Below are 13010 nucleotides of genomic sequence, written 5' to 3' on the forward strand. Positions count from 1 at the left end.
GCTGGATGGTGCCCGACGAGGTGAGCCGCGGCGGCATCTCTGAGCAGGGCCGGGGTTCGGGGCAGAGCCCCGAGGTCTTCACGGTCTTGTGTCTCGTCAGCGTGGCCGGCCGGCCCGGCCGATGCCGGCCGAAGGTCGCCAGCAGGCCGGGACCGGGCCGGCGCGGCCCGCTTGCGGGCCGCCTTATGAAGACGGCAATCGCCCGCGGTGAGTGGGTCGATCCGGCTCTCTCGCGGGTCACCGTTGGCGACTGGGCCGCCCGGTGGTTGGCCAATCAGGTGCAGCTCAAGCCGTCGACTCGCCAGCGGTACGGCAGTCTCCTGCGGAGGCAGGTGCTTCCGGTGTGGGAACGCGTCCCGCTTTCGGCAGTCACGCACGCGGACGTTGGCGAGTGGGTGCGCCGCATGACGCAGGCCGGTCTTGCGCCGTCCACCGTTCGGCAAGCCCACCGGGTGTTCTCGCTGCTGCTGGCTTTGGCGGTTCGGGATGGTCGGTTGACTCGCAACGTCGCGGCCGGTGTACGCCTCCCCCGCGTCGGGCACGCAGACAAGGTGTTCCTGACGCACGTCCAGGTGGACGAGCTGGCGGCGGCGGCAGAGCCGCACGGGCTGATCATCCGGGTGCTGGCCTACACCGGGCGGTGGTGGGGCGAACTGGCCGCGCTTCGGGTCCGCCGAGTGGACCTCATGAAACGTCGGCTGCTGGTGGCGGAGTCGGTGACCGAGGTCAACGGTCGGGCGGTGTTCGGTACGCCGAAGACCCACCAACGGCGGTCGGTGCCCCTCCCCCGGTTCCTGGTCGAGCCGATCGCCGCGCAGATCGCCGGCCGTTCCGGTGACGAACTGGTGTTCACCTCCCCTGCCGGCGATGTGCTGCGCAACAACAACTTCCGTCGCCGCGTCTTCGATCGGGCTGCGGAGTCGATCGGGCTCGCCGGCCTGACGCCGCATGGGCTGCGGCACACGGCGGCCAGTCTCGCGGTGGCCGAGGGCGCCAACGTCAAGGCAGTGCAGCGGATGCTCGGGCACGCCTCGGCGGCCATGACGCTGGACGTGTACGCGGACCTGTTCGAGGACGACCTGGACCAGGTGGCGGACCGCCTCGACCGGGCGGCGGCTCGTGCTGCTGCGGACTCAGTGCGGATTGAGGGCGTCGGTCCGGACCTCAATGCGGTGTGTCCGGGGCATCGACAGCATGGCTGACCAGCGTCTCGCCTGGTGGGGCGGGCGGGACTCGAACCCGCGACCGAGGGATTATGAGTCCCCTGCTCTAACCGGCTGAGCTACCGCCCCATTACCGCGCCGGATCTTATCCCGCCCGGTGGATCACCGGCCAGCACGAAACGGCGCCGTCGCTCATCGGCGTCGCCGGCGTAGCAGCACGATGGGCAACGCGAGGATAACAGTGAGCAGCCATCCCACCGCGATGACGCCCCACAGCCAGCCCTCGTCGCTCTCGGCCGTCTCGGTGATGAACATGCCGAGGGTCAGCAGGAAGGTCCCCCCGCCGATCGCCAGCGCGGCGAGGCCGCTCACGACCATCAGCGGGATCTCCCACCAGGAGCGCTTCGCCGGCTCCCGCCGTGTGGAGCCAGAGCCAGAGCCGGCTGCGGCCTGCGGCTGCGGGATGCGGTCCGGGTCGCGGGCCGGCATGGCCACCTGCCGGTCGGCCGGCACCTGGGAGTCGATCACCCGGATCGCCCCGGGGTGCAGGTCGAACATGGTCGGTTCGATCCGCATCGAGATGGCGTCGTCGCCGATGAGCTGCCGGGCGCCGTCGGGCCAGGTGAGCATGAGGGCGCATTCGGCGTACCGGACGGTGAGCGGGCCGCCGCGGCCGAGCCAGCTCACCCCGTCCACGCCGACGTGCAACTCGCCGTCGCCTTCCTTCTCCCGGTAGGGGGTACCGGCGACGGTGTCGGCCGAGCGGGTGGGTGCCGCGACGAAGCCGGCCCAGTCGGCCCGGTGCCCCTCGGGCACCATCAGCAGCGCCCCGGCCAGCGCCTCGCGGGCCACCTCGTGCACGTCGTCCGTGCTGACGTCCTTCAGCTCGGCGCGGTGCTCGTCGACCGTGAGGTTGCGCTCCCCGGTGAGCACGTTGAAGGCGTACGACGGCAGCCGCGCCGCGTCCACCTCGGCGGTGCCGAGGAAGTCCTGCCGCTTCGCCACGACGGCGTCGAGGTCGGCCTGTTCGATCCGGCCGACCCGCAGCTTGGCGAGCGTGTCGACGAAGCCGCCGAGCACGGCGTCCTGCTTCTCCGGCAGCGCGTCGGCCAGCGCCCGCAGCGTCGCGTGGCCGTCGCCGCGCGGCTCGTAGCCCGCCGTCGTCTGGTAGGAGAGGCCGCCGTCCTGGCGCAGCGCCCGGTACAGCTCGCGCTCCAGCACCCCGGCGAAGACGCTCGCGGCGGTCCGGCGCCGCACGACCGCGTCCAGCACCACGGCCCGCGACCCGCCGACGAAGTACGCGGGGGTCTGCGGCAGCGCCGACGACGCGGCCGGCACCGGCTGCCGTACGCCCTGGGGCAGCGTCAGGCGCAGCCCGGCGGGGACGGCATTCCCGGCGATCCAGAGCACCGCGTTCTCCCGGGTGAACCAGCGGGCCGCCCACTGCCGCAGGTCGTCGGCGGTGAGCGCGGAGAGCCCCCACTCCGGGTAGCTGGTGATGCCGAAGTCGCGGGCACCGTGACGCCACAGCGGGATGTCGTCGACAGCGGCCGTGCCCCGGCTGCTGTACTCGGTGCGCAGGATCTCCTTCTCCACGTCGAGCCGGCCGGTCGGCAGCTCGGTCAGGTTGGCGCAGACCGAGGTGAGGAAGGTGGCGATGTCCTGCGCGGAGCCCTGCATGTGGAACGTGGTGAACACCGGCGCGGTGGCGCCGTTGACGTGGTAGTCGGCCAGCCCGAGAGGGGCCAGCGCGAGGTGTTCCAGCAGGTGGGTGATGCCGCTGCGGGCGAGCGTCTCGTCGGCCGTGCCGACCCGGAAGGTCAGCCCGGCGCGCATCGGCCCGCCGGTGGGGGCGAGCAGCGTGGGCACCCCGTCCACGTCCAGTTCCTGGATCATGACCGCCCACCCTTCGCGTACGCCTTGTCGCGGAACTTCTGGAACTGCTTGGTCGAGTCGCCGTCGATGTAGCCGAACATCGCCTCGTCGCCGAGCGGCCCCATGGCCGCGAACTGCTGTGCCGCCGCCTGGTACTCGTCCATCAGGCAGAAGGCCATCGCGAAGACGCTGCGCACCCAGACCCAGCCCCAGTCGTTGCGGAACTCGGGGTGCCAGACCGACTGCTGCGCCGCCTGGTGGATCTCGCGCTGCACGTGCGCGCCGCGCAGGTGGGCGCCCGCCTCGCGGAGGTCGTCATGGTCGAGCGCCTCCTCCAGGTGGGCCTCGACCACCAGCACCGCGTTCGGGGCGCCGGGCGGGGCGGCGTCGGCGCACTCCCGGGCGAAGCCGTGTGCCCGCTCCCAGGTGCCACTCCACTTGGGACAGAACTGTTGCAGCAGCGAGGCCTGGGCCGGCAGGTGGTGCGGATGGTGCTTGGCGAGCTGGTCGTAGCGGCGGCGGGCCTCTGCCTGGCCGAGCTCCAGCCCGCGCGCGTTGGTGATCCGCTGCGTCCAGGCCGCCGCGTCGTCCGGGTGCCGGGCAGTCACGTCGATCAGCACCTGCTCGGCGCGCCGCAGGTGGGCGTGGAACTGGGCGAACTGCTCCCGGCTGACGTGCTGCGCCCGGTAGGACGAGCGGATCCGCCAGCCGGCGCGGATCAGGTGCGATCCCAGCAGGGCGCCGGCGAGCGCGTCGTCGGGCCGCTGCGCCAGCACCTCACGCAGGAACTCCTCGATGTCCTCGGCCTCGCCGGCCTCGCCGACGAGGAAGGTCCGGCCGTGCGGGTCCTGCCCGTCGACGAGCGCGCGCAGGGCCGGCCAGTCGCGCGCCGCGAGGGCCGCGCGCACCTGACCGACCTGGGGGTACGCCGCCGCGGCGTCGAAGTCGGGCGGCGGAAGGGGTGCGGGCATGGCGAGGAGCATAAGTGATCTTCAACGGGACGTGACCCCCCGTTCAGCCGGTACGCAGCTCCGACAGGACGGCCCCGGCGGCCCGCCAGCCGCTGGCGAGGGCACCCTGGATGGAGGGGCTGTCCCGGTGGTCCCCGGCCACGAACAGGCCCTCCCCCAGCGCCACCGGCTTGCGCAGCCGCCCCTGCGGCGGGGGCGCGGCGGGCAACGCGTCGGGGATGGACACCGTGGTCAGGTGGGTCCAGTCCGCCGTGGACCGGCCGTAGAGCCGGGTGAGTTCCGCCCGTACCGTCGGCTCGGGCGGGGCCGACGGGCCGACCACCGAGGTGGCGACCAGGTGCCGTCCTGCCGGCGCGTACGTGGGCGCGGCCCTGCTGACCACCACCGTGTTGGCGACGATCTCGCGCCGGTCGCCGTCGAGGAGCAGGATCGGCTCGTCAAGCGGCGGCTCCGGAGTGCTGTGGTAGTAGGTCGTGTAGGCGTGCGTGCGTACCGCCGGCAGGCCCGGCAGCAGCGTGGCCGCAGCCGGCGGGTCCACGGCGACCACGACGGCGCGGCAGCGGAGGTCGCCGGCCTGGGTGCGGACCCGGCCGGGCGCGACCTCGGCGACCGGGGTGTCCAGGTCGATCAGCTCCGCCGGGAGCGGGTCGGCGACGGCGCGGGGCAGCGCGGCCATCCCCTCGGCGGGTAGGCCGATCCGGCCCCGGGCGAAGGAGCGCAGCACCATCGCGAGCACGTGGCTGGAGGTCTCCAGCTCGCGGTCGATGAGGACCCCCGACAGGAACGGCCGCAGCAGTTCCTCGACGATCGCGTCGGAGAGGCCGGCGCGGCGCAGCGCGGCCTCGGTGGTGGTCTCCTGGGCGTTGAGCAGCCGTTCCTTCGGCAGGGTGGCGCAGCCCGTGGCGAGCGCGGCGAAGCGTAGCCGGTCGAGCAGGGAGCCCACGCCGGCCAGCGCGGTGCCGGGCGCGCCGGTGGGTTCGCGCAGCGGGTTCACCAGGCGGGCCAGCCGGTCGCCCCTGCGCACCAGCACGCCGGAGGTGAAGTGTCCGAGGCGCAGCCGGTCGACGTCGAGCAGTGCGCCGATCCGGGGGTACGCGGTGTTGAGCACCTGGAAGCCCCGGTCCAGCAGGTAGCCGTCGACCGCGTCGGTGGCGACCCGGCCGCCGAGCCGGCCGCCGGCCTCCAGCAGCCGCCACGGCACACCCGCGCGGTGCAGCCGCCGGGCCGCGGCGAGCCCGGCCAGGCCGCCGCCGACCACGACGACATCGGTCTCGGCGAGCATCGCGCACCTCCCGCTCTCCGTCGGTCCGGGACAGCCGGCCCGGCCACTCACCTACCCACGAATCGACGCACCAATCGACGCAGCGGGAGTCCAAGTCGACAGCGACCATCCTGCCGGGCGCGCGGCCCGGAAGTGGGCGAAACAGGTCGTCCCGCACACCTGGCGGGCGCGATCCCCGCCACGACGGGCGCGGGCCACGGCGGCGGGGGGCGGCCGGCAGACACGGGGCGGGAGCGGCGGCAGAGGGAGGCTGGAGCGATGGGCGCGGCGTGGGGAACGGCGAACGCCCGCCGGCGTGGCCGACGGGCGTCTGGTGTGGAAGCTCCCCCGTTTGGACTCGAACCAAAAACCTGCCGGTTAACAGCCGGCTGCTCTGCCAATTGAGCTACGGGGGACCGTTGTGTCGTCCGGCGCCGATCTCGCTGCGCCGTGCGACGGCACAAGAGTACAGGATTCCGGGGGGTGTTGGTCCAGGGGGTTACCGCTTCGATCGGCGCCCGCGCACACGACAATAAACCCGGACAAATCGTCATCCCGGCACAAGGAGGTATGAGCGGAGAGCAGGATGGGTAGTTAGCTGCAGACAGAGAAGGCAGGCGCGATTTGGTCGCCTCCGGCGGGGTAACCGTCGGTCGACGGCGCGTCAGGTACGGAAGGAGCCGCCATGCGCGGAAAGATGATGTTCCTTGGCGGGCTGGCTGCGGGATTCGTCCTGGGCGCCCGTGCCGGTCGGGAGAAGTACGAGGAGCTGGTGATCCGGGGCCGCAAGGTGCTCGACCACCCGACCGTCCAGGAGGCGGCCGGTGTCGCGCAGGCCCAGGCGACCCGCCTCTACAGCGAGGGCAAGGACAAGCTCGGCCAGTCGAAGCTGGGCGAGAAGCTCAGCAGCAACGGCCACAAGCAGGAGCTGACCGCCGCCGACGACGCGTTCGCCGGCACGCCGGCCACGGTCGGCGCGAAGAGCTCCACCGGGTCGTCGAGCACGGCCTCGACCTCCGGGTCGACCACCGCCACGCCCCGTAGCAAGCCGTCCAGCTCGGGCACCAACGGCAGCACCCTCTGATCGCACCTTCGCGCGGGCCGGTCGCCTCAGGGCGACCGGCCCGTTCGTGTACGGGCCCCCGACGACGGCCCGCTCGGGCGCCACCCGGGGCGGTCAGTCCTTGCTGGTGAACGCGGCGTCGAAGGCCGCGGCCGGGGCGTCGAAGGCGAGCCGGCGGACGAACTGCAACGCCTCCGGGGCGCCGACGAGGCGGTCCATCCCGGCGTCCTCCCACTCGATCGAGATCGGGCCGGCGTAGCCGATCGCGTTCAGGGCCCGGAAGCAGTCCTCCCAGGGCACGTCGCCGTGGCCGGTGGAGACGAAGTCCCAGCCGCGCCGCATGTCCGCCCACGGCAGGTGCGAGGCGAGCCGGCCCCGCCGCCCGTCCCCGGTGCGCACCTTCGCGTCCTTGCAGTCGACGTGGTAGATCCGGTCGGCGAAGTCGAAGATGAAGTTCACCGGGTCCAGCTCCTGCCACACGAAGTGCGACGGGTCCCAGTTCAGCCCGAACGCGGGCCGGTGCCCGACCGCCTCCAGCGCCCGCTTCGTCGTCCAGTAGTCGTACGCGATCTCGCTCGGGTGCACCTCGTGGGCGAAGCGCACGCCCACCTCGTCGAAGACGTCCAGGATCGGGTTCCACCGGTCGGCGAAGTCCTGGTAGCCGCGCTCGATCATCGACGGCGGCACCGGCGGGAACATCGCCAGCGTGTGCCAGATCGACGAGCCGGTGAAGCCGACGACGGTGTCCACCCCGAGCTTCGCCGCCGCCCGGGCGGTGTCCTTGATCTCCTCGGCGGCGCGGCGGCGTACGCCCTCGGGCTCGCCGTCGCCCCAGATCCGGGCGGGCAGGATGCCCTGGTGCCGCTCGTCGATCGGGTGGTCGCAGACGGCCTGGCCGACCAGGTGGTTGGAGATCGCGAAGACCTTCAGGTTGTGCTTCGCCAGGGTCTCGCGCTTCCGCTCGACGTACGAGTCGTCCGCGAGTGCCCTGTCGACCTCGAAGTGGTCGCCCCAGCAGGCGATCTCCAGCCCGTCGTAGCCCCACTCGGAGGCGAGGCGGCAGACCTCGTCGAACGGAAGATCGGCCCACTGGCCGGTGAAGAGCGTGATGGGTCGCGCCATGGTGCTACTCCCCTGTGTTGATGGGGGATTCCGTGGGTGCGTGACCGGGGCGAGGGCGACCGGCCGGGCCGGTGCGGCGGCGGGCCACGGCGGGACACCGGTGGGTGCGGGTGTGCACCTGGACCCGCCGGGTTGCGCCTCCCGCCGGTCACCGGCAACCGCCACGGTCGCCGCCCCCACTCTAGGACCGCCGGGCCGCCCACGAAAGCCCCCGCCCCTCCCCGCGATCCTGCGGCTGTCCGTCCCCGGTGCGCACACCGTGCCGGGCGCGGACCGCGGGATCGCGGGGAGGAACGGGAGGGTCAGCGGATCAGGGCAGGGTCCACTTCTGGTTGGCGCCGGTGTGGCAGGTCCACAGGTGCACGGCCTGCCCGTCGGCCGGGTTGTTGCCCGAGACGTCCAGGCACTTGCCGGTCTGCGGGTTCTTCAGCGTCCCGTCCGCCTGGGCCGACCAGTTCTGCGCGCCCGTGCCGTTGCAGCCGTACAGCTGGATCTTCGTGCCGTCGGCCGACGCGCCGCCGGAGATGTCCAGGCACTTGCCCAGCGCCTTCACCGTCGAGTTCGGCGTCACCGTCCACGTCTGCGCCGTGGACCCGTTGCAGCCGTAGATCTGGATCTGGGTGCCGTCGGCCGTGGCGCCGTTGCGTACGTCCAGGCACTTGCCGCCCAGGCCCCGGATCGGCCCGACGCCGCCGCTGCCGCCCCCCTTGACAAGCGTGAAGTCGTCCACGTCGAAGAGCCCCGTGCCCGAGCCGGTGAAGGTCAGGTAGAGCGTGCCGGTGCCGGACGGCACACCGGAGAGGGCGGCCGTGACGTCGGCGAAGGTGTTCCAGCCGCCGGTGTTGGGCACCGCCACCGAGCCGAGGACGGTGCCGGTCGCGGAGCCCGTACGCACCTGGATGGTGCCGCCCGGCCCGCCGGAGACCACCCGCGCCCGCAGCGACGTCGTGCCGGTCAGGTCGAGCCCGGCGTACGCGGCCCAGTCCCCCGGGTCGATGTGGCCGAGGGTCTGCCCACCGTTCGCGCCGGCCTTGGTGAACGGCGAGACCCCGGAGGCCGAGCTGAACGCCTCGGCCTGGACGGTGTTCCCGACCGGCGGGTTGACGCCGAGTTCCTTGATCCGGATGTTGCGGAACGAGGCGTCGTCGCCGGTACCGTGGTTCTGCAGCCCGATGTGGCCGGCGAGCGAGCGGACCGGGTCGGTGTTCGTGAAGTCGTTGATCTTCACGCCGTTGAGGAAGACCTGGAGGCGCTCGCCCTCGACGAGCAGCTCGTAGGTGTTCCACTCCCCCGGCGGGTTCAGCGCCGCGTCCCGGGCGGCGATGTCGGCGGACTTGAAGGTGTAGACGGCGCCGGTCGTGCGGTCGGCCGCGTCCGTGGCGTCGATCTGCACCTCGTAGCCGTTGTTGACCGCCGACCAGGGGTCGCTCGACGGTGGGAAGCCGATGAAGACGCCGGAGTTGTCGTCGCCGGCGAGTCGCCAGTCCAGCTTGAGCGAGTAGTTGGTGAACTGCTTCGCGCTGTACCAGTACAGGCCCATCCCGCCGACCGAGGTGAGGGTGGCGTCGGCGTTGCTGAAGCTGCCCGGCCCGGCCTGGGACCAGCCGGTGGTGGAGCCGTTGTAGAGCGGCGTGTAGCCGGTCTCGGGCCGGCAGTCGGCCTTGGCCCGGCCGGCCGCGTACCGGATGCCGCCGAGCAGGTGGGCGCGGAAGGCCGGCTCGGCGTACGACGCCTGGGTGTGCCCGCCGCCGGTGTAGAAGGACCGGCCGCCGCTGTAGGTCTTGCACCACGAGTGCGGGTGGTCGGCGCCCATCGAGCCGCCCGTGTAGGAGGACTCGTCGAGGGTGGCCAGCACCCGGGCCGTAGAGCGGGCGTTGGTCTGGTAGTTGTACCACTCGTCGGTGCGGTTCCAGGTCTGCGGCAGGTGCGCGGTGGCCGCGTGCGCCCGGTTCTCCGCCTTCACGTTGGCCGGCTGGATGGCCGGATGCGAGGCGAAGTACGCCCCGACCAGGTTGCCGTAGAACGACCAGCCGTACTCGGTGTCGGCGGCGGCGTGCACGCCGACGTACCCGCCGCCGGCGCCGATGTACGACTCGAAGGCGCTCTGCTGCGTGCCGTCGAGCACGTCGCCGGTGGTGTTGAGGAAGACCACCGCCTCGAAGCGGGACAGGTTGGCCGTCGTGAACTGGGCGGCGTCCTCGGTGGCGGTGACGGTGAAGTTGTTGGCCGCGCCGAGGTCGCGGATCGCCTGGGTGCCGACCGCGATGGAGTCGTGCCGGAAGCCGGCGGTCTTGGAGAAGACCAGCACGTCGTACGGGGCGTCGGCGGCGCTGGCCGGCGTGGCCGGGGTGGTGCAGGCGAGGACGGCGAGGACGGCGGTGGCCGCGCCGAGGAGGGGTCGGAGGAGTCTGCGCATGTCGCTCTCCAATGCCGGGGCTGTCAAGGGCCTGCCGGGGCGGGGAGGGGCCGTCGTGCCCCTCCCCGCCTCAGGTCAGGGCAGGGTCCACTTCTGGTTGGCGCCGGTGTGGCAGGTCCACAGGTGCACGGGCTGCCCGTCGGTCGGGGTGTTGCCCGAGACGTCCAGGCACTTGCCGGTCTGCGGGTTCTTCAGCGTGCCGTCCGCCTGGGCCGACCAGTTCTGCGCGCCGGTGCCGTTGCAGCCGTACAGCTGGATCTTCGTGCCGTCGGCGGACCCGCCGCCGGAGATGTCCAGGCACTTGCCCAGCGCCTTCACCGTCGAGTTCGGCGTCACCGTCCACGTCTGCGCGGCGGTGCCGTTGCAGCCGTAGATCTGGATCTGGGTGCCGTCGGCGGTGGCCGCGTTGCGTACGTCCAGGCACTTGCCGCCGAGCCCGACGACCGGGCCGGTGCGGACCCCCGCCGAGCCGGTGGTGAAGGCGAACGTGTCCACGTCGTAGAGCGCGCCGGTGCCCGTGCCGGCGAACGTGAGGTAGAGCGTGCCGGTGCTGGCCGGCGCCCCGGAGATGCTGCCGCTGACCGTGGTGAACGCGTCCCAGGCACCGGTGACCGGCACGGTCGCGGAGCCGAGCACGGTGCCCGTGGGCGAGCCGAGCCGCACCTGGAGGGTGCCGCCGGCGCCGGCCGAGGAGACCCGGGCGCTGAACGAGGTCGCGTTGTCGATCCGGTACGGCTCGAACGCGATCCAGTCGCCGTTGTTGATGTCGCCGACGGTCCTGCCGCCCTCGGCGGTGCCCTTGTCGAAGGTGCCGACGCCGGAGGAGGTCTTGAAGTGCTCCGCCTGGCGCTTGCGGGGCTGGAGGGTGTGCTGTTTGTGCGTGGTCAGCCCGCCCGCGTCGGTGTACTCGGCGTCGAAGACGGCGAAGATGTTCGCCGCGTCGTCGTGTTCACCGTCGACGGGGATGGTGATCGAGCCGGAGCAGCCGTTCTTCGAGGTGATCTGGTGGCCGTGGTTGTCGTGGCCCAGCACGTACGTCATCTTGACCTTGGTGCAGTCGATGGCGGCGTCCTCGGGGTCGGTCACCGTGATGCTGAACGGCACGGTGTCGCCGTAGCTGAACAGCTTGCCGTTGGCCGGGCTGTTGATGGTGACCGTGGGCGCGGTGTTGCCGACGCCAATCTGCACGTTCGCCGTGCCGGTCGCGCCCTGGGGGTCGCGTACGGTCAGGGTGACCTGGTAGGTGCCGTTGGCGGTGTACGTCTTGCTGGGGTTGGCCGCCGTCGAGCTGGTGCCGTCGCCGAACGCCCAGGAGTACGTGAGCGCCCCGCCCTCGGGGTCGCTGGACCCGGCCGAGGAGAAGTTCACGGTCAGCGGGGCCGCGCCGGAGGTCTTGTCGGCCGCGGCGACGGCGGTCGGTGCCCGGTTGCCGCCGGCGATGTAGTCGTAGCGGTAGAGCGCCGAGTTGGCGTCGCCGTTGAAGTAGCCGGTGCCGTAGTCGAGGATGTAGAGCGCACCCTCGGGCCCGAACGCCATGTCCATGATCTGCTTGCCGTTCCACGGGAACGTGTCGATGCCGCCCGGGCTGCCGTCGGCGTTGAGGTGGATCGGCTTGACCCAGCCTCGGCCGAGTTCGCCGGCGAAGAACTGCCCGTCGAAGGACTGCGGGAACTTGGTGGTCGAGTTCAGCGCGGCGTCGTAGCGGTAGACGGGGCCGCCCATCGGCGACTCGGAGCCGCCGCCGAACTCGGGCGGGGTGCCGGCGTCGCCGGCGTACCGGATCCAGGCCGGCTTCGCGCCGGGCAGGGTGGGCAGGCCGGTGTTGCGGAAGGAGTTGTTTGTCGGCCCGCCGGAGCAGTTGTACTTCGCCCCGGCGGTCCCGGCGGCGAAGTCCCACTCGGCGTACGTCTCGGTGGCCGTGTTGGTGCCGGTGCAGTACGGCCAGCCGTAGTTGCCGGGCCCGGTGACCCGGTTGAACTCCACCTGGCCGCTCGGCCCCCGGGCGCTGGTGGTGCCGGCGTCCGGGCCGTAGTCGCCCACGTAGACGATGCCGGTGGCCCGGTCCACGCTCATCCGGAACGGGTTGCGGAAGCCCATCGCGTAGATCTCGGGGCGGGTCCGCGCGTCCGAGTCGACGAACATGTTGCCCGCCGGGATCGAGTACGTGCCGTTGGCGTTCACCTTGATCCGCAGGATCTTGCCGCGCAGGTCGTTGGTGTTGGCCGCGCTGCGCTGCGCGTCGTACGCGGGGTTGCGGTTGGTGCGTTCGTCGATGGGCGCGTAACCAGCCGAGTCGAACGGGTTGGTGTCGTCGCCGGTGGAGAGGTAGAGGTTGCCGGCGGCGTCGAAGTCGATGTCGCCGCCGACGTGGCAGCACATGCCCCGGTCGGCGGGCACGTCGAGGATGTCGACCTTGCTGCCGGTGTTGATCGTGAAGTCGGCGTTGAGGGTGAACCGGGAGAGCCGGTTGACGCCCTGCCAGGCCGAGAAGTCGCTGCCGGTCGCCGGCGCGTCCCCGGCCGGGGTGGACAGCGGCGGCGCGTAGTAGAGGTAGATGTGCCGGTTGCTGGCGAAGTTCGGGTCGGCCCCGACGCCCTGCAACCCCTCCTCGTCGTGGGTGTAGACCGGCAGCGTGCCGATCACGGAGGTGGTGCCGGCGGAGTCCGTACGCCGGACGGTGCCGTTGCGGGCGGTGTGCAGGACCGACCGGTCCGGCAGCACCGCGATCGTCATGGGCTCGCCCACCTCGGCGACGCCCTTGGCGAGGGTGACCTGCTGGAAGTCGGTGCCGACGATGGGGTGGGCCTGGGCCGGGCCGGGGCCGCCCAGCGTGGCCGGGCCGGCGCCGAGGGCGACCGTGCCGGCGGTGGCGACCAGCAGCAGCGCCGAGGCGGCGGAGAACCGTCGTCGGAGCCGTGGGGTGTTGGCGTCCTGGGTGGACATGGGTGTGCCGTCCCTTCCTGACTAGTGACTGCCAGTGCGGGCGCGCGCCGTCGCGCCGGATGCCGTAGCGGGGGATGCGGTCGGCCCGCCGGGGTGCCGTGCCCGGCTGGCCGCGACCTGCGAGGGATGGAGTGGACCCCATCGATCGGAGGTCACCAGTCGATGGGTTCCCGCGCCGCCGGTTCACCTCGACGAA

General features: G+C 72.2%; 8 protein-coding genes and 2 tRNA genes. 2 read left to right on the forward strand and 8 right to left on the reverse strand.

Annotated features, from left to right (window positions below; all coding sequences use genetic code 11):
- Window positions 1-5 precede the first annotated feature (5 nt).
- Entirely contained in the window at window positions 6-1202 is a 1197-nt protein-coding gene (locus ACGFNF_RS02245) for a tyrosine-type recombinase/integrase (RefSeq protein WP_393165199.1), read from the forward strand.
- A 13-nt stretch (window positions 1203-1215) separates the two neighbouring features.
- Here ACGFNF_RS02245 and ACGFNF_RS02250 read toward each other — a convergent pair.
- The 5 genes from ACGFNF_RS02250 to ACGFNF_RS02270 form a co-directional block, all read right to left on the reverse strand.
- Window positions 1216-1292 (reverse strand) — tRNA-Ile (locus ACGFNF_RS02250).
- 63 nt (window positions 1293-1355) lie between these two features.
- The gene (locus ACGFNF_RS02255; RefSeq protein ID WP_393165201.1) at window positions 1356-3059 is read right to left on the reverse strand and encodes a M16 family metallopeptidase; all 1704 of its coding nucleotides are present in this window, start codon (window positions 3057-3059) and stop codon (window positions 1356-1358) included.
- Window positions 3056-4009 (reverse strand): hypothetical protein, encoded by a 954-nt coding sequence (locus ACGFNF_RS02260; RefSeq protein WP_393165203.1) that lies wholly within the window; start codon window positions 4007-4009, stop codon window positions 3056-3058. Before ACGFNF_RS02260 ends, ACGFNF_RS02255 begins: the two co-directional genes overlap by 4 nt.
- Window positions 4010-4052: 43 nt before the next feature.
- Window positions 4053-5291: an NAD(P)/FAD-dependent oxidoreductase gene (locus ACGFNF_RS02265; RefSeq protein ID WP_357578148.1), complete on the reverse strand. Its 1239-nt coding sequence runs from the start codon at window positions 5289-5291 to the stop codon at window positions 4053-4055.
- 322 nt (window positions 5292-5613) lie between these two features.
- A tRNA-Asn gene (locus ACGFNF_RS02270) sits at window positions 5614-5686 on the reverse strand.
- Between the two features lie 269 nt (window positions 5687-5955).
- Here ACGFNF_RS02270 and ACGFNF_RS02275 point away from each other — a divergent pair.
- Complete coding sequence (locus tag ACGFNF_RS02275; protein WP_357578147.1) at window positions 5956-6354, forward strand: hypothetical protein; 399 nt, start codon at window positions 5956-5958, stop codon at window positions 6352-6354.
- A gap of 93 nt (window positions 6355-6447) precedes the next feature.
- On the opposite strand, the gene ACGFNF_RS02280 is transcribed toward ACGFNF_RS02275, so the two are convergent.
- The 3 genes from ACGFNF_RS02280 to ACGFNF_RS02290 all read right to left on the reverse strand — a co-directional run bounded on the left by ACGFNF_RS02280 (window position 6448) and on the right by ACGFNF_RS02290 (window position 12814).
- Window positions 6448-7455, reverse strand: coding sequence for a sugar phosphate isomerase/epimerase (locus tag ACGFNF_RS02280; RefSeq protein ID WP_151455397.1), 1008 nt, complete (start codon window positions 7453-7455; stop codon window positions 6448-6450).
- Between the two features lie 310 nt (window positions 7456-7765).
- Window positions 7766-9871, reverse strand: coding sequence for a ThuA domain-containing protein (locus ACGFNF_RS02285; RefSeq protein ID WP_393165205.1), 2106 nt, complete (start codon window positions 9869-9871; stop codon window positions 7766-7768).
- 75 nt (window positions 9872-9946) lie between these two features.
- A complete protein-coding gene (locus ACGFNF_RS02290; protein ID WP_393165207.1) occupies window positions 9947-12814 on the reverse strand; it encodes a PQQ-dependent sugar dehydrogenase in 2868 nt (955 codons plus the stop codon).
- Between the last annotated feature and the right edge of the window lie 196 nt (window positions 12815-13010).

Origin of the sequence: Micromonospora sp. NPDC048868 (assembly GCF_043198195.1) — a bacterium.
In the GTDB taxonomy this organism is placed as follows: Bacteria; Actinomycetota; Actinomycetes; order Mycobacteriales; family Micromonosporaceae; genus Micromonospora; species Micromonospora reichwaldensis.

What these genes read in the sequence shown, in the direction of transcription:
- ACGFNF_RS02255 (WP_393165201.1), bottom strand. Translation starts at nt 3,059, where the DNA reads ATGATCCAGGAACTGGACGTGGACGGGGTGCCCACGCTGCTCGCCCCC.
- ACGFNF_RS02260 (WP_393165203.1), bottom strand. Translation starts at nt 4,009, where the DNA reads ATGCCCGCACCCCTTCCGCCGCCCGACTTCGACGCCGCGGCGGCGTAC.
- ACGFNF_RS02275 (WP_357578147.1), top strand. Translation starts at nt 5,956, where the DNA reads ATGCGCGGAAAGATGATGTTCCTTGGCGGGCTGGCTGCGGGATTCGTC.
- ACGFNF_RS02290 (WP_393165207.1), bottom strand. Translation starts at nt 12,814, where the DNA reads ATGTCCACCCAGGACGCCAACACCCCACGGCTCCGACGACGGTTCTCC.
- ACGFNF_RS02245 (WP_393165199.1), top strand. Translation starts at nt 6, where the DNA reads ATGGTGCCCGACGAGGTGAGCCGCGGCGGCATCTCTGAGCAGGGCCGG.
- ACGFNF_RS02280 (WP_151455397.1), bottom strand. Translation starts at nt 7,455, where the DNA reads ATGGCGCGACCCATCACGCTCTTCACCGGCCAGTGGGCCGATCTTCCG.
- ACGFNF_RS02265 (WP_357578148.1), bottom strand. Translation starts at nt 5,291, where the DNA reads ATGCTCGCCGAGACCGATGTCGTCGTGGTCGGCGGCGGCCTGGCCGGG.
- ACGFNF_RS02285 (WP_393165205.1), bottom strand. Translation starts at nt 9,871, where the DNA reads ATGCGCAGACTCCTCCGACCCCTCCTCGGCGCGGCCACCGCCGTCCTC.